The 14,895-nt window shown below is 66.1% G+C and carries 15 protein-coding genes; 6 read left to right on the plus strand and 9 right to left on the minus strand.

Annotation, left to right across the window (positions count from 1 at the left end):
* Positions 1-2: 2 nt before the first annotated feature.
* The gene (locus tag AC1DV8_RS10725) at positions 3-530 is read right to left on the minus strand and encodes a PepSY domain-containing protein (protein ID WP_477157462.1); all 528 of its coding nucleotides are present in this window, start codon (positions 528-530) and stop codon (positions 3-5) included.
* A gap of 70 nt (positions 531-600) precedes the next feature.
* Between AC1DV8_RS10725 and AC1DV8_RS10730 the strand changes: the two genes are divergently transcribed.
* On the plus strand, positions 601-1,143 hold the full coding sequence (locus tag AC1DV8_RS10730; RefSeq protein ID WP_477151744.1) for a hypothetical protein: 543 nt from the start codon (positions 601-603) through the stop codon (positions 1,141-1,143).
* A 117-nt stretch (positions 1,144-1,260) separates the two neighbouring features.
* On the opposite strand, the gene AC1DV8_RS10735 is transcribed toward AC1DV8_RS10730, so the two are convergent.
* Complete coding sequence (locus AC1DV8_RS10735; protein ID WP_477157463.1) at positions 1,261-1,899, minus strand: biotin transporter BioY; 639 nt, start codon at positions 1,897-1,899, stop codon at positions 1,261-1,263.
* Positions 1,900-1,964: 65 nt separating this feature from the next.
* Here AC1DV8_RS10735 and AC1DV8_RS10740 point away from each other — a divergent pair, with 65 nt between their 5' ends.
* Positions 1,965-2,888, plus strand: coding sequence for an MBL fold metallo-hydrolase (locus AC1DV8_RS10740; RefSeq protein ID WP_477157464.1), 924 nt, complete (start codon positions 1,965-1,967; stop codon positions 2,886-2,888).
* A gap of 5 nt (positions 2,889-2,893) precedes the next feature.
* Here the strand turns inward: AC1DV8_RS10740 and AC1DV8_RS10745 are convergent, their stop codons facing one another.
* From AC1DV8_RS10745 to pdxH, 4 genes are all read right to left on the minus strand, one after another.
* Complete coding sequence (locus tag AC1DV8_RS10745) at positions 2,894-3,709, minus strand: DUF1499 domain-containing protein (RefSeq protein WP_477157465.1); 816 nt, start codon at positions 3,707-3,709, stop codon at positions 2,894-2,896.
* Positions 3,710-3,788: 79 nt separating this feature from the next.
* Entirely contained in the window at positions 3,789-4,916 is a 1,128-nt protein-coding gene (locus tag AC1DV8_RS10750; protein WP_477157466.1) for a M48 family metallopeptidase, read from the minus strand.
* Complete coding sequence (locus AC1DV8_RS10755; RefSeq protein WP_477157467.1) at positions 4,916-6,118, minus strand: DUF898 family protein; 1,203 nt, start codon at positions 6,116-6,118, stop codon at positions 4,916-4,918. Before AC1DV8_RS10755 ends, AC1DV8_RS10750 begins: the two co-directional genes overlap by 1 nt.
* Before the next feature lie 76 nt (positions 6,119-6,194).
* Positions 6,195-6,830: a pyridoxamine 5'-phosphate oxidase gene (gene pdxH, locus AC1DV8_RS10760; protein ID WP_477151738.1), complete on the minus strand. Its 636-nt coding sequence runs from the start codon at positions 6,828-6,830 to the stop codon at positions 6,195-6,197.
* Positions 6,831-6,939: 109 nt separating this feature from the next.
* Between pdxH and AC1DV8_RS10765 the strand changes: the two genes are divergently transcribed.
* Positions 6,940-7,893, plus strand: a complete 954-nt coding sequence (locus AC1DV8_RS10765) for a DnaJ C-terminal domain-containing protein (protein ID WP_477157468.1) — start codon at positions 6,940-6,942, stop codon at positions 7,891-7,893.
* Between the two features lie 908 nt (positions 7,894-8,801).
* On the opposite strand, the gene AC1DV8_RS10770 is transcribed toward AC1DV8_RS10765, so the two are convergent.
* The 3 genes from AC1DV8_RS10770 to AC1DV8_RS10780 form a co-directional block, all read right to left on the minus strand.
* Positions 8,802-9,635, minus strand: coding sequence for a FecR family protein (locus AC1DV8_RS10770; RefSeq protein ID WP_477157469.1), 834 nt, complete (start codon positions 9,633-9,635; stop codon positions 8,802-8,804).
* Positions 9,636-9,753: 118 nt separating this feature from the next.
* Positions 9,754-10,428 (minus strand): uracil-DNA glycosylase, encoded by a 675-nt coding sequence (locus AC1DV8_RS10775; RefSeq protein WP_477151204.1) that lies wholly within the window; start codon positions 10,426-10,428, stop codon positions 9,754-9,756.
* A 122-nt stretch (positions 10,429-10,550) separates the two neighbouring features.
* Positions 10,551-11,162, minus strand: coding sequence for a LabA-like NYN domain-containing protein (locus AC1DV8_RS10780; RefSeq protein ID WP_477151203.1), 612 nt, complete (start codon positions 11,160-11,162; stop codon positions 10,551-10,553).
* A 343-nt stretch (positions 11,163-11,505) separates the two neighbouring features.
* Here AC1DV8_RS10780 and rpoZ point away from each other — a divergent pair, with 343 nt between their 5' ends.
* The 3 genes from rpoZ (at position 11,506) to pyrE (ending at position 14,857) form a co-directional block, all read left to right on the plus strand.
* Positions 11,506-11,874 carry a DNA-directed RNA polymerase subunit omega gene (gene rpoZ, locus AC1DV8_RS10785; protein ID WP_477151202.1) on the plus strand — a complete coding sequence of 123 codons (369 nt, stop codon included), beginning with the start codon at positions 11,506-11,508 and terminating at the stop codon, positions 11,872-11,874.
* Between the two features lie 128 nt (positions 11,875-12,002).
* Positions 12,003-14,276: a RelA/SpoT family protein gene (locus AC1DV8_RS10790; RefSeq protein WP_477151201.1), complete on the plus strand. Its 2,274-nt coding sequence runs from the start codon at positions 12,003-12,005 to the stop codon at positions 14,274-14,276.
* Complete coding sequence (gene pyrE / locus AC1DV8_RS10795) at positions 14,273-14,857, plus strand: orotate phosphoribosyltransferase (protein ID WP_477151200.1); 585 nt, start codon at positions 14,273-14,275, stop codon at positions 14,855-14,857. The genes AC1DV8_RS10790 and pyrE overlap by 4 nt, the downstream gene beginning before the upstream one ends.
* Positions 14,858-14,895 lie beyond the last annotated feature (38 nt).

The raw sequence follows: 14,895 nt of genomic DNA on the forward strand, positions 1-14,895 counted from the left end.
GCTCAGTTCGTCTCCACGGGCAACCCGGAGCGAGCATAGAAGTAGAGTTCGCTCACGTCACCAGCCTTGCCCAGGACCTTGATCTCATAGAGCAGGATATCCTGCACCGAGACCAGCTGCGCGTCGATGATCTCGCCATCAGTCAACAGCCTCGCACGCAGCATGATGTCCTCGAGCGGCAGCGCCCGGTGGTTGCGCACCGCTTCGAGCGCCGAGTCCTGACCCAGCGGCGTCGCGCCGGATCCAAGCGACAGATCGAGCCCGCCTTCGCCGGAACCGCCGAGATCGAGGTCGAGGCCCAGCCCGCCTTCACCGCCCAGGTCCACATCGACATCGAGCCCGCTATCGCCGCCGACATCCACGTCGACACTCCCGAGGCCGCCCAGATCGAGGCCGAGCCCCTGCGCCATGGCGGCGGGGCTGAACAGCAGGCCGGCGGCACATACCAGTGCCAGCAGCAGCCGATGATTCGGTCGGATGGGGAGCATGGGCGACAGAATAGCTTCGCGACCCTGACCGTTGCCTGACAACGATCTCATCCGGGTGTCAGGCCGAATCCCCCAGACTCCGACTCGCACTAACGGCAAAGGAGCCATCATCGTGAAAACTCAAACCCTCGCCGCAGCGCTTGTCTGCCTCTGCATCCTCTCCACGCCCAGTCTGGCGCTCGATCTCAGCGTAGGCGCTTCGCTCGGCGGCGACGTTTCGGCCGGCGAAGGCACCGGCCTGTCGCTCGGCCTCGGCGCCGACGCCAATGTCGGCATCAATGCCGTCAATTCTACCGATAGCACGGCAGGGGGCCTCACCGCCAACGCCTCGGCGGCTGCGTCCTTAACATCCGATGACGAGCTCAGGGTGGTGATCGGACTGATCGAAACCAGCAACTGGACCGATCTCAGCCTCTCCGGCCTCACCGACGTCAACGCTACCGCCTATGACGTGAGCGGCTGGATCAACGCCGACAACGCGGCGGCGCTCGACCTGGCGCTGACCGACAACGCCGGCGAGATCGAAGATCTGCAGGCCGCCGTTTCGGGCAATGTCGCGCTCGATGCCTGGCTCGAGGCCAACAATGCCGAGGCCGAGGACGTCATCGCTATCGGCGTTGCGGCCGACGGTTCGCTGGCTGTGTTCACCAACTAGACCCTGTCCCTGCCCCGAATGGGGCGGTTCGAGAGGACCGCGTCGTTTGTGCAGGCGACCAAATCAACAAAAAGGGCCGGTCCTTCGACCGGCCCTTCGCAATTCGTAGCAAGGCAATCAGGCCTGCTTGGGCAGCAGCTTCCAGACGCCGACGACGCTGAGCGCCGCAAAGGCCATCTTCAGCAGGTCCCAGACGATGAACGGCGCCACGGCCCCGTTCCAGGCCGTGCCGATCAGGTTGGTCGCATCGAGCCAGGTCGGCAGCGCCGCACCGGACTGGACGATGACATTGGCGACAACCAGCAGCCAGGTGAAGCCGAAGGCGAACAGCACTGCGTCGCCAAGGACCATGGCGCCAAACAGCAGCACGATGCGGCCCGAAGCGCCGAGATCCGCCGCGCGGCCGATGATGTAGGCCATCGGCAGGTAGCCGAGGATGAAGCCGAAGGACGGGCGCATGACGTAGTCGAGGCCGCCGCCGGTGGCAAAGACCGGCAGGCCCGAGAGGCCCTGGACGATGTAGAGGGCCACGGTGGCAACCCCGATGCGCCAGCCGAAACCGGCGGCAAGCGCCGCGACCGCGAGAGTCTGGAGCGTCACCGGGATCGGCATGACCGGCACGCTGATCTTGGCCGAGAGCGCCAGCACCAGCGACCCGAGCACCACGGTGACCAGATTTGCCGCGAGGCGGGCCGACTGCGACTTGGGCGAGAGCACGCCGAGAACGGTGTTCGGCGTGGTGAGCGTCAAGGCCATTGCCAATCCTTCATCCTGAGGAGCATTTCTAGCCCGATTTCTAGTCGCTCGCTTGGGAGAGCGCAATGGCTGCCCCACCCCCCGCACTGCAGTTCAACACCGCGTTCGACCCGGAAACCGGGCGTGCGGTGCCGATGGCTCCGGGTCTCGCTCGCATCACGGCACCCAATGCCGGGCCCTATACGTTCAAGGGCACCAACAGCTTCCTGGTCGGTACCGACAGCGTCGCGGTGATCGATCCCGGCCCCGACGACAAGGCGCATCTCGAGGCGCTGTTGCGAGCGATCGGCGAGCGCAAGGTCGAGGCGATCGTCCTCACGCACACCCACCGCGACCATTCGGCGCTGGTGCCCAAGCTCAAGGCGGCGACCGGCGCGCCGGTGTGGTTCGGCGGCAGGCACCGGCTGAGTCGCGCGCCGCGGCTGTTCGAGATCAACGCTGTGGGTCGCGAAAGCGACTGGGCACTGGAGCCCGACCGGGTGCTGCGGGATGGCGACCAGCTCAATCTCGGCGGCGTCGCGCTCGAGGTGATCGCGACCCCCGGCCATTGCGCCAACCACCTGGCCTTCGGCCTCGCCGGTACGCCGTGGCTGCTGACCGGCGATCACATCATGGGCTGGAACTCGACGCTGGTCTCGGTGCCGGACGGCTCGATGGCCGATTACCTGCACGCGCTCGAACGGGTGGTCGGGCTCGGCTACGCCCACTACGTGCCGGCGCATGGCGGGGTGATCGAGGACGGTCCGGCCTATGCCAGGGCATTGCTGGCACATCGGCAGGAGCGCAACCGGCAGGTGCTCGCCGCGGTCGAGGGCGGAGCGCGCAAGGTGAGCGAGTTGCTGGCCCCGATCTATCCCAAGCTGCCGCTGCCGCTGCGCGGAGCGGCGTTGATGACGCTGAAGGCGCATGTCGAATACCTGGCCGACCGCGGGCTGATCGGCGCGACTTACGGCGTATTCGGCACGACGATCTTTCCGTCGCGGACCTGAGCGGTCTACTCCGGTTCCCCGCCGGCGGGCGGCGGCGGGGAGGCTTCGACATCCGGCGCCGTCGCGGCCTGCGGGGCATCGCGCAGCGTCAGGGTGATCTTCTCGTCGAGCGCGAGCAAGAATTCCTCGATCCGCTTGCCGTTCTCGCCGAAATCGTGGAAGCCGCTGAGCGGCACCGAGCGCATGTCGATGGTCGAACCCTGCGCCGTGCCGGTCACCCGGATCGCCACCTCGTCGCGCCAGCCGAACAGCGTCACCGCGATAGCGTTGATCTGGCCGATGTCGAGCGCGGTCGGTGGCGCGCGCCGGGTCCGCACGTCCCAGCCACGCGCCTCGACGAGGTCGTCGACGATGGTGAACATCTCGGTGGCTTCGATCGGGTAGGTGCGGGTCTGCACGTTGGGGAAGGTCGTGGCGATCAGCTCGCGCAGCGGTGTGCTGGTCGGCGCGACGCGCACCGGCGAGACCAGCGGCAACGGGTCGGTGACATCGGTGGTCACCTCGTTGACCATCGGAAAGCGCGTCGCCTCGTAGCCGAGATAGGCGAAGGGGAGGAGGCAGAGGATGCCGAAGAACAGGCCCCAGCCGCCCTTGCTCCAGCCCCGGTCGCCAGTGAGCCACAGCCGCCCGAACGCGCCGAGCGCGAGGAACACCGCCAGCGCCGCGACAGCGGCCGCCACCGCCTCGATGACGGCGAAGTCGGCACTGCTGATCAGCTGCTCACGGTGCAGCAGTATCGGGATGATGGTGAGCGGCAGCGCCAGGCTGCCGAAGCGCCGGGCCCAGATCGCCCATTTCGAGGTGCGGATGAGTATGCGCATCGTGCCGGCCGGAAATGCAGTTGAGCTAAGGGATAAGCACGGCAGGCCGCTTCATGCAAAGCCTCGCCGAATAAAGCTGTTAGGAGCCAGGCTGCGGTGGCCCGCACATCGCCTTGATCGCCGCCCATTCGTCGGGGCTGAACACCTGCCGGCCGGCCGGCGGCTGCGGCATCGCCTCCAGCGCGGCGTGCCGTTCGGCCGTCAGCGGGTGCGAGCTGAAGACGCTCAGCACGCGGCCGGTATCGTCGTCGGCGGCCACCCGTTCGAGCAGTGTCGCCAGCGCCGTCGGGTCGAACCCCAGCCGCTCGCCCGTCGCCCCGGCAAATGCATCGGCCTGCCGTTCCGCGTCGCGCGAGAACCGTGTGTCGATCAGCGCCGCGCCGAGACCGCCGGCGACCGAGAGCCCGGTCATGTCGCCGAGCACGAAGCCGACCAGCAGGCCGGTGGCGGAACTGGCGATCAGGCCTTCGAGGCCGTGCCGGTGGAGCACATGGCCGAGTTCATGCGCCATCACCCCGGCGAACTCGTCGGGGCTTTGCGTCTCCGCCAGGAGCGCCGAGAAATAGTAGCTGTGCCCGCCCGGTAGCGCGAAGGCGTTGGGGATTGCCGATCGCACCACCTTGATGTCGGGGGTGAACGGCGAGCCGGTGCCGGCCAGCACATCCCTCGCAAAGCTGTCGATGGCGCGGTTGGCGAGGCTGCCCGGATCGGCATCGCAGAGCTGCACCGAGCCGCTCTCGCTCACCAGCGAGTTGATCTGCTCGAGCGCCGTTTCGCCCAGTTGCGCCTCCCAGGCGGGCGGCACCAGTGGCACGATCCGGCTCGCCAGCAACGGCACGCCGACCACATAGGCGACGATGACGGACAGCAGCGCCCCGGTGGCGATGCCGATGATCTTCAGCTGTGCGCCGGTCTCGCCGCGCTGCTGCCGCTTCAGCGCCGGCAGCAATTGCCGCGTCGCGTCGATCCAGCCTTTGCCGGTGAGGCGCAGGCGCGCCCCATAGGGCCGTCCGGTGGCGCCAAGCCGCAGCTCGCCTTTGCGCGACGGCACTTCGAAGATGTCGTCGACCGACCAGCGGTCGATCTCGTCGAGTGTATCGATGTCGGCGATGATCATTTCGGGCGGCTCGGGCGCCCGGGTTATGGCGAAGGTGACGACACGCGTCGCGGCGACCAGGCCATCGTGATAGGTGGCAATGGGCTCCATCAGAACGACCCCACATTGAGCGCATCGGCCAGGCCTTCGCCGACCAGCGCCTTGTCCTCGTCGATGGCGCGGATCGCGGCGAGGCTCTCGACATTGCTGAGCGTGGCGCGTGATGCCACGGCCTTCCAGTAGCCGAAATCGAGGATCGTCTCGGCGAGGAGGCTGAAGCTGGCAAAGCCCACGAGATAGCCGCCGATCACCAGCGTCGCCCCGGCCCAGCCCGACATTGCCAGCTGGCGGAAGTCGCCCACCGGATCGATCTGGTGGGTGAGGTAAAGCTGCATGAACAGCATCGTGCCAACCAGCATCAGCGCAACCAGCACGCCGAATAGCGCTAGGCCGAATACGGTATACTGCCCGACCAATGTGCGGGCCCGCACGTGGACGCTGACCGCGACGTCGCCGAGCCGGATGGCCGAGAGCATGCGGCTCGCCTCGCGCGACCGCCAGTACGGGAAGACGAGACCGGCGACCAGCAAAACGGCGAGCAGGCTGATCCCGATCCACCCGCCGCCGCCGCGTGCCGCGATATTGAGCCCGATCGCCGCCGCCACGGTCACGGCCACTACGCCGTAGGCGCGGTAGAACGGGCCGGCTATCGTCTTCCAGCTGCCTGCGAAAGTGACCTGCCGATTGCCGTACCAGGTGTTGTTGTAGCGGTAGCGCCAGAGGTTGCCGACCATCAGCGGGTAGGTCAGCCCAAGTGTGACCAGCACCAGCAGCGACCAACCGAAGCGCCGCCAGGCATAGCCCCAGGCGCTGCCCTTCTGGTCGAAGCGGATGCCGCGCCACAGCGTGCGTGACAGCCGGAAATCGCGGCCGCGATATTGCGCATAGCCGGTGAGCAGCCAGAGCAGCGCCGCGACGCACCCGTAGCCGACCAGCGCAAAGGTGCCCGACTGGGTCGAGAATACGAAGAAGGCGACGTAGATCGGGAGGAAGAAGGCGACGGCGAACAGGAAGCCGATCAGCAACTGCCGCGCATTGCCGGTATATTCGAGCGGCTCGCCGGCGACCACGGTGTTCTGCCAGTAGAAGCGGCGCTTCGTGGTGGTGACCCAAAACCGATAGACGCCGAGCGTCGGCAGCATCAGCAGGTAGCCGCGTAGCAGCCTGCCGAACAGTTCCGAGCGGGTGCCGGTGAAAGCCACGGCGTCGTGGCTGGGCTGGGCGTCCTCGCCCAGTGTCCCATCAGTCAGCATCCCCGTCCGCGCCTCCGAGCCCCGCCGATTATCTTGCAGGCCACGGCAGAACTGGCAATCCGTTGGGAAACGATTGTTACGGATAGAGCCGCTGCCGGCTCCAGGCTCCGTCGGGCAGGGCGCGGGTAAAGCGCACCCGGTCGTGCAGCCGGTTGGCACCGTCCTTCCAGAACTCCATCACCTGCGGGATCACCCGGAAGCCGGACCAATGGGCAGGCCGGTTCACCGGCTCGTCCTCGCGAAAGCTCTTGTTCAGCGTTTCGACCCGTTCCAGCAGCGCGTAGCGGTTGGCCAGCGGCCGGGATTGCTTGGACGCGTGGGCGCCGATCTGGCTCACCCGAGCCCGGGTGGCGAAATAGGCGTCGGCCTCCTTGTCGGCCACCACCTCCACCGGTCCGCGCACCCGGATCTGCCGGCGCAACGTCTTCCAGTGCATCACGAACGCGGCCTTCGGATGCGCCAGCAGTTCGCGGCCCTTGTCGCTTTCAAAATTGGTGAAGAAGCAGAAGCCCCGCGCGTCCCGCTGGTTGAGCAGCACCATGCGCACGTCCGGCATGCCATCGGCGTCGACGCTGGCCAGTGCCATGGCGTGCGGATCGTTCGGTTCGCTTTCCTGCGCCGCCGCGAACCATTCCTCGAACAGCGAGCAGGGGTCGATCGGCGCGGTATCGGAATCGTCGAACAGGCGCTCGGTAAGTGTCGTTGCAGGCATGGCTTTACCCTCGTCGCGCGCCAGTCTGGACAAGCCCGGAGCGCATGGCCATATAGGATGGCGCGGGGCGCGAAAGCAAATCCCCGACCCGCTCGAATTGAAAGAACCCATGCGCGACCCGTATACCGTGCTCGGGGTGCCCAAGTCCGTCACCGAGAAGGACCTCAAGGCGGCCTATCGCAAGCTCGCCAAGGCGCATCACCCCGATCAGAACCAGGACGACCCCAAGGCCCACGCGAAATTCGCCGAGGTCTCATCTGCCTATGATTTCCTGTCCGACAAGGACAAGCGCGCCAGCTATGACCGCGGCGAGATCGACGCTGACGGCAACCCGCGCTTTGGCGGCTTTGGCCGCACCGGTGGCGGTGCCCGCCCCGGCGCCGGTGCTGGAGCGAGCGGGTTCTCAGCCGAGGACATCCTCAAGGAATTCATGTCGGGCTTCGGTGGCCAGCAGCGCGGGCCGACCCGTGGCGCCGGCGGCAGCCAGAGCTGGGACCCCTTCACCGGCGCCTCGAGCGGCGGCTTCAATACCGGCCGCACCGCCGGCATGGGCGGCGAAGACATCAACGCCACCGCAACGGTGACGCTGGAGGAGGCCAACGCCGCAGGGAGCGTGCCGTTGCGCATGCCGACCGGCAAGGTGCTGAACGTCAAGCTCCCCGAAAAGGTCGAGGAGGGCCAGCAGATCCGGCTCAAGGGCCAGGGCCATCCCTCGCCGCTTGGCGGCCCGCCCGGCGACGCCATCGTCACGGTGAAGTTCGAGCGCCACAAGCAGTTCCGCCGCGATGGCGCGGACCTGCGCGTCGACGTGCCGATCACGCTCTACGAGGCGGTGCTCGGCGGCAAGGTCCGCGTCCCGACCCTCGACGGTTCAGCCGAACTGAACCTGCCGGCTTCGGTCAATACCGCCAAGGCGCTGCGGCTGAAGGGCAAGGGCCTCCACGGCGCGGGCGACCTCTACGTCACGCTGCGGATCGTCCTGCCCGAGCAGGGCGACCCCGACCTCGAAAGCCTGATGCGCTTCTGGCGCGACCAGAAACCGTACAAGGTGCGGGACAACTAGGCCTCGAGGGCGTGGTGCTCATCCAGGGCACACCAACAGGTCCGACAGCCCTGCGGCTTCGGAGTTTTCAAAGAGCTCTGCCCTCTCGGACAGAACGAAGCGGGACCGGCGAGGCGTTTGCCCCGTAGCGGTAGTCCGCAGATGAAAGAGGCTCACGCCTCGCCGGCCGGCCGGGGTTTTGGGCCTATGCCACCAGTGCCGGGGCGCATCCCCTGCCGCATCGCGAGAAACGGGGGACCTCAGTCGGCGGCCGGATCACCTGCACCGCCTTCGTTGCTCCCGCCCGGCTCATGCGTGCCAGGCTTCGCCCCTTGGGCCACTCCGCATCGAGCTGCCCTCGCGTGATAGCGGCTTGACCGGCGAACCGGTCCTTGCCGTGATGGTTTCCGCCTGAACTGCAGCGACCCGCAGCCCACCCGGTCTCCCCCGCACCAACCACTCGTCATGATCTCGCTTCGGTGCAGCGGATGGGKGGAGAATCGCATGGGTGGGGAGCGGGGGGATAGATCGGCGCAAGATTCTTGCAACGCCTTGCTTCACCTCACGATTGTGGCTCCGCTCACCCCCATCCATCCCCCCGTCAGAGGGGGAGGTGCCGCATCGCGTTTGGGGGACCATCGAGCCAACCTCGCTGGCCGTCATCCCGGCGAAAGCCGGGACCCAGTGCACCGGCTGATCCACCCGCGCGAGCACGTCCGACCTTGCTGTGATGGACCGGATGGGGTCGTGCCCGGACCAACGGTCCGAGCAGTGGGTCCCGGCTTTCGCCGGGATGACGGTTGGCGGGTGGCGAGCCTACGTACCTTCCGAACACCTCTTGGAATTCTCCCCCGCCAGGGGGGAGACGGGGCCGGTGGAGGGGGAGCGAGTACGCGTGACCACCACCAGGGTTGCAGCCCGTGGGCCAGCTACTTGTTCTTGCTCTTGTTCTTGCCGTGCCCGGGATTGCCCTGCTCGTGGGGGCCTTCGGCGCCCTCGCCGCCGTTCCCGAGGCCGTTATTGTTCTTGCCTTCGGGGTCAGGGGAACTCGGAACGGGGATGACGGGAGGGATTGGCGTGATGAGGACGCCGATGGCCTGGCTGGAATGCTGCTCGGCGGTCCGGATTTCACCGGCGCATTCCGATGGCTTGCCGACGCGGAACTCCCGGCGCAACGAGGCCTGGGAGACGACGTAGGGGAAGGCGGTGCTGGCGATCTTGAGGCGATCCGCTTCGCGCTTGATCACCTTGGCTTCACGCCGCGACTTCATCTGCGCGACGCTGCAGCGCTCGGTGAGCGTGACGCACTTGCCGGTGATGGGGCAAAGGATGACCCCGCCCTCGTAGAGGACCACGCTGGTCTTGCCGGCGCCGTCGACGGTGAAGTCGAACTCGGTGCCGCGGACGCCCAGCGACCCGGTCGGTGTGTTGATCGCGTAGGCTTTCTTGTCGCCGCTGCCGGTGATGAAGCGGAAGGTGCCGGCCAGCGCGTTGACCGCGAACTTCTCCGGCGTGCCGTTGCTTCTAAGCAGGTAGCGCTCGATGACCAGGCTCGAGCCGCGACCGATCACCAGCTTGGTCTGGTCGGAAAACAGCACCTGCACCTCGCCGTCGAGGCCGGTGATGATGGTCTCGCCTTCGCGCAGTTCGCTGCCGCGAACGAGGCTGACGCGCGCATCGCCAAAACCACCCGTCGCCTGTGGCCGCACGGCAGCAACAGCGCCTAGTTGGTCCTCTGAAATCGCGGCACCGATCAAGAACAAGACGGCCGCAACTGCTAAAAACACCCGACGAAACGGCACCGTTGTCGCCCTGATTGCAGTAGATCAGCGCATTAACACTCTATTTACGAGTGATATCAACAGAGATTTCAAGACGTCGTTAGCGGCCCGGGGGGCGGCGCGTCGTGAAATGGCGGCTCAGGGGGGCGACGAGTGCTGCTGCGCGGCCGACGACGTCCTCGAACATTGCCGTGGTCAGCACGCCGGTATTCGTGTTGTACCTCGAGCAGTGGTAGCTATCGAAGAGTGTGGCGCCACCGGTAAGCCGGTGTTCGACACCGTGGCCGAAGGGATACTTCGAGCGCTTTTCGCCCAGCGTCGAGAGCAGCGAGTCGTGGGCGATGCGGCCGAGCGCCAGGAAGGCGCGGGGGCGATGCACCTCGATGGCGGCGCCGAGGAAGGGGCGGCAGGTCTTGATCTCGTCGCCGGTCGGCTTGTTCTGCGGTGGCACGCAGCGCACCGCGTTGGCGATCAGCACGTTCTGGAGCTCGAGCCCATCGTCCGGCCGCTGCTTGTAGTGGCCGGTGGCGAGGCCGAACTTTTCGAGCGTCGCGTAGAGCAGGTCGCCCGCATAGTCGCCGGTGAACGGCCGGCCGGTGCGGTTGGCGCCCTTGAGGCCCGGCGCAAGGCCGACGATCATCAGCCCCGGATGTTCGTCGCCCCAGGTCGGCACCGGACCATTGAAGTAGTCCGGATAGGACCGTTGGTTGTCGTGGCGAAAGGCCACGAGGCGCGGGCAACGCGGGCAATCGTGCGGCGGATTGGTCTCAGGCAATGTTAACCGTGGGGGGCTGGAGCGGCGTTCAGGAAAAGTTGCAGACTTTTCCGGTTCGAACGCGCGACAATCAAGAGATTCCTGCATTGCTCGTTTCGATGAACGGGAAATGCAGGAAGGACTCAGCTTCCCTTAGGGTCCACGGTCGCCATGGTCCGGTCGACCGGCGCAGTCCGGTCGGCGACCGCAGTGGTGCGATCGACCGGTGGGGTGCGGCCGACGATCTTGGCGAGATCGGCGACATCCATGAAGAAATCGGCCTGCCGGCGGAGATCGTCCGCGATCATCGGGGTCGGCGTGGTGAGCGTCGAGACGACGGTGACCCGCTTGCCCTTGCGCTGCAGCGCCGCAACCAGCGCGGTGAAATCGCCGTCGCCCGAGAACAGCACGAGGTGATCGTAGAAGGCGCTCATCTCGAGCGCATCGACGGTCAGCTCGATGTCCATGTTGCCCTTGATCTTCCGGCGCCCCGAGGCGTCGGTGAACTCCTTGGCCGGCTTCGTGACGACAGTGAAGCCGTTGTAATCGAGCCAGTCGATGAGCGGACGGATGGAGGAATATTCCTGATCCTCGACCAGGGCAGTGTAGTAGTACGCACGCAGCAAGTAGGATTTGGACTGAAACTCCGCGAGCAGCCGGCGATAGTCGATATCGACGCCGATGGCCTTGCTGGTCGCATAGAGATTCGCGCCATCGATGAAGAGTACTATCTTCTCGCGCGGATCAATTGACATGCCTGTTCTCCTGACCGGGGCCGCCGGCCTCTCAGGCTGCCCGGCATCAAATCATCTGTGGCGTACCGCCGGTTCGAGGAGGTAGCCGATTTACGACAGGTCCGCTCCCTAAGTTCGGAATACGCGCTTATTCCCGGGAATTTGCAAGACCGATAAGCGGCAGCGATCCGGTCGGGCTTTGGGGGTGTACAGGCAAGCCATTGTTCCATCATGCGAAACAGTTTGCGGCCGGGCTTCACTTGTCTGTGGTAAAACACGCTCTTGTGTCCGAGGACTGAAAACCTTGTGCCCATGGGCAGGCTCGTGTATGAGGGCCGCTTGATCCCACAATTTGGAGACGTACGTGGCCCGCGTCACCGTCGAAGACTGCATTGAGAAGATCGAGAACCGGTTCGACCTGGTTCTGATGTCCGCTCATCGCGCCCGCATGATCTCGGCCGGCTCGTCGATCACCGTCGACCGCGACAACGACAAGAACCCTGTCGTGGCGCTGCGCGAGATCGGCGACGGCACCATCTCTCCCGAAGACCTGCGCGAGGACCTGATCCATTCGCTGCAGAAGTATGTCGAGGTCGACGAGCCCGAAAAGCACGCCGCTCCGCTGCTCGACGCCAATGCCGACCAGGATGGCGACACCTTCGACACCATCAGCGAAGACGAGCTGCTCCGCGGCATCGAATCTCTGGCTCCGCCCGAGCGTCGCGACGATTGATCGGCGACTGATCTCGCATATATAGTCTTGAGGCGTCGGGCGTTTCCGCCCGGCGCTTTTTTGTTTGCATCGCCGCTAGAGCAACTTTGAGCCGCCGAGGCGGGGCCGCGTAGGAGTGCGGCAACCCAATGATGCGTCAGTATGAACTCGTCGAACGGGTGCAGGCCTATAACCCCCATACCGACGAGGCGCTGCTCAACAAGGCCTACGTCTACGCGATGCAGAAGCATGGCACGCAGAAGCGCGCCTCAGGCGACCCGTATTTTGCCCACCCGCTCGAAGTCGCCGCCATCCTCACCGACCTGAAGCTCGACGACGCCTCGATCGCGGTGGCGCTGCTGCACGACACCATCGAGGACACCGACGCGACGCGCGCCGAGATTGACCAGCTGTTCGGGCCGGAAATCGGCGCCATTGTCGACGGGCTGACCAAGATCGACCGGCTGCAGCTGGTGACGCGCGAGGAAGCGCAGGCCGAGAACCTGAGGAAGCTGCTGCTGGCCATTTCCGCCGATGTGCGGGTGCTGCTGGTGAAGCTCGCCGACCGGCTGCACAACATGCGCACGCTGGACTTCATGCCGGAAGCCAAGCGCAAGCGCATCGCCACCGAGACGATGGATATCTATGCGCCGCTGGCCGGCCGCATGGGCATGCAGGACATGCGCCAGGAGCTCGAGGACCTGGCGTTCAAGACGCTGCAGCCGGACCACTACAAGGCCATCACCGACCGTCTCGACGAGATGAAGTCGGAGTTTGCCGACACCATCAAGACCATCAAGACCGAGCTCAGCGAGAAGCTGAAGGGCGACGGCATCGATGCGCGGGTTTCGGCGCGGGTGAAATCGCCGTGGTCGATCTTCACCAAGATCGAGCGCAAGCAGATCGCCCTGGAGCAGCTCTCGGACATGATCGGGTTCCGGGTGATCGTGCCGACGGTGGAGGATTGCTACCGGGCGCTGGGGATCGTCCACACCAACTGGAAGGTCGTGCCGGGGCGGTTCAAGGACTACATCTCGGTCCCCAAGCACAATGATTATCGCTCGATCCACACCACGATCGTGGGCGTGGGGCGGCAGCGCGCCGAGCTGCAGATCCGCACCGAGGAGATGCACCGGATCGCCGAGTTCGGCATCGCGGCGCACGCGCTCTACAAGGAGGGCGCCACCGACATCCACAAGATCGAGAACGAGAGTAAGGCCTTCGTCTGGCTGCGCTCGACCATCAGCCACCTGACGGCGGGGTCGTCGACCGAGGATTTCCTCGAGTACACCAAGCTCGAGCTGTTCCAGGACCAGGTGTTCTGCTTCACCCCGCGCGGCCGGCTGATCGCGCTGCCGCGTGGCGCGACGCCCATCGATTTCGCCTATGCGCTGCACACCGATATCGGCGACACCTGCGTGGGCGCCAAGATCAACGGGCAGATCGTGCCGCTGGTGACGCAGCTGCGCTCGGGCGACGAAGTCGAGATCATCCGCGACCAGAACCACCTGCCGCCCTCGAACTGGGAAACCATCGCCGCCACCGGCAAGGCCCGCGCCGCGATCCGCCGTGCCGTGCGGCTACAGGCGCAGGCGCGAGCTTACGCCCTGGGCGAGCACATGGTCTCGATCCTCCTCGAACGCGAGGGTACCGGTTTCGACGAGGCGGAGTTCAAGCAGCTGGCAGAAGGGCTGGGGCAATCCAGCAAGCGCGAGCTGCTGATCGCGCTCGGCGAGGGCAAGATCAGCGGCGAGGATCTCGATACCCGCGTCATGGACGTCAAGGGCATCAAGCGGCGGCGCAAGAAGATCGACCTGCCGGTGCCCGACAAGGCCGAGGGCTGGTTCGCGCTGAAGGCCACGGAGCACTTCCGCTTCCGCGTGCCGGGCAACCCGCGGTCCGGCCCCCGCGCCAAGGCGGCGCTGACGCAGCTCGATTTCAACACCAAGGTCGAGGTGTCGCCGGAGGGCGTGGTGCCGGGCGACCGGCTCGTCGGCATCATGACACCGGACACCCCGATCATGATCTACCCGATCCACTCCGACGCGCTGTCCGAGCTCTATGACAGTGACGTCGCGTGGATCGACGTGCGCTGGGACACTAGCGGTCGCGAGGATCGCGACTATCCGTGCGTGATCTCGATGCAGGCACAGAACAAGCCGGGCTCGCTGGCGCAGATCGCCACGGTGATTGCCGCCTGCGAGGCCAACATCCATAATCTGGTGATGCGCATGGAATCGCCCGATTTTCATCGGTTCACTTTCCAGATCGAGGTCCGTGACCTTGCACAGCTCACCGACGTGCTGAACTCGCTGAAGCTGGCGGCCGGCATCTCGGACGTGCAGCGCGCCACGGTGGCCGAGGCGCTGGCGCTGGACCGGCTGGAATGGACTGCGCCCGAACGGCAAGAGGAGCCCGCGTGACCACTGACGAAGTACTGGACCTGTTCCGTGAGAGCGGCGCGCTGCTCGAGGGGCATTTCATCCTCTCCTCCGGCCTGCGCTCGCCGGTCTTCCTGCAGAAGGCGCGGGTGTTCATGCACCCGGCCAAGGCCGAAAAGCTCTGCCGGGCGCTGGCGGCGAAGATCCGCGCGGAAGGCTATGGCGATGTGAGCCAGATCGTCTCGCCGGCGGTGGGCGGGATCATCCCGGGCTACGAGACGGCGCGGCACATGGGCGTGCCGGCGATCTATACCGAGCGCGTCGAGGGCAAGTTCGAGCTGCGCCGTGGTTTCGAGCTCAAGCCGGGCGAGAAGGTGATCGTGGTCGAGGACATCGTCTCGACCGGGATTTCGATCCGCGAGTGCATCGAGGCGATCAAGAAGACTGGCGCGAATGTCGTCGCCGCTGCGTGCCTGATCGACCGATCCGCCGGCGAGGCTGACGTCGGCGTGCCGCTGGTGTCGCTGGTGCAGTACAAGGTGCCGGCCTATCCGGCCGACGCGCTGCCGCCGGAACTGGCGGCCATCCCGGCGGTGAAGCCGGGGAGCAGGGGATTGGCGTGATGGCTGCCGTGAGCGCCGGTTCGCCTTCTCCCCTTGCG

This window comes from Devosia sp. P3_B2, assembly GCF_056402875.1.

Bases quoted from the DNA above. Each gene is read 5' to 3' on its own strand.
- AC1DV8_RS10765 (WP_477157468.1), top strand. From the start codon at position 6,940: ATGCGCGACCCGTATACCGTGCTCGGGGTGCCCAAGTCCGTCACCGAG.
- AC1DV8_RS10750 (WP_477157466.1), bottom strand. From the start codon at position 4,916: ATGGAGCCCATTGCCACCTATCACGATGGCCTGGTCGCCGCGACGCGT.
- AC1DV8_RS10740 (WP_477157464.1), top strand. From the start codon at position 1,965: ATGGCTGCCCCACCCCCCGCACTGCAGTTCAACACCGCGTTCGACCCG.
- pdxH (WP_477151738.1), bottom strand. From the start codon at position 6,830: ATGCCTGCAACGACACTTACCGAGCGCCTGTTCGACGATTCCGATACC.
- AC1DV8_RS10780 (WP_477151203.1), bottom strand. From the start codon at position 11,162: ATGTCAATTGATCCGCGCGAGAAGATAGTACTCTTCATCGATGGCGCG.
- AC1DV8_RS10745 (WP_477157465.1), bottom strand. From the start codon at position 3,709: ATGCGCATACTCATCCGCACCTCGAAATGGGCGATCTGGGCCCGGCGC.
- AC1DV8_RS10755 (WP_477157467.1), bottom strand. From the start codon at position 6,118: ATGCTGACTGATGGGACACTGGGCGAGGACGCCCAGCCCAGCCACGAC.
- AC1DV8_RS10790 (WP_477151201.1), top strand. From the start codon at position 12,003: ATGATGCGTCAGTATGAACTCGTCGAACGGGTGCAGGCCTATAACCCC.
- AC1DV8_RS10735 (WP_477157463.1), bottom strand. From the start codon at position 1,899: ATGGCCTTGACGCTCACCACGCCGAACACCGTTCTCGGCGTGCTCTCG.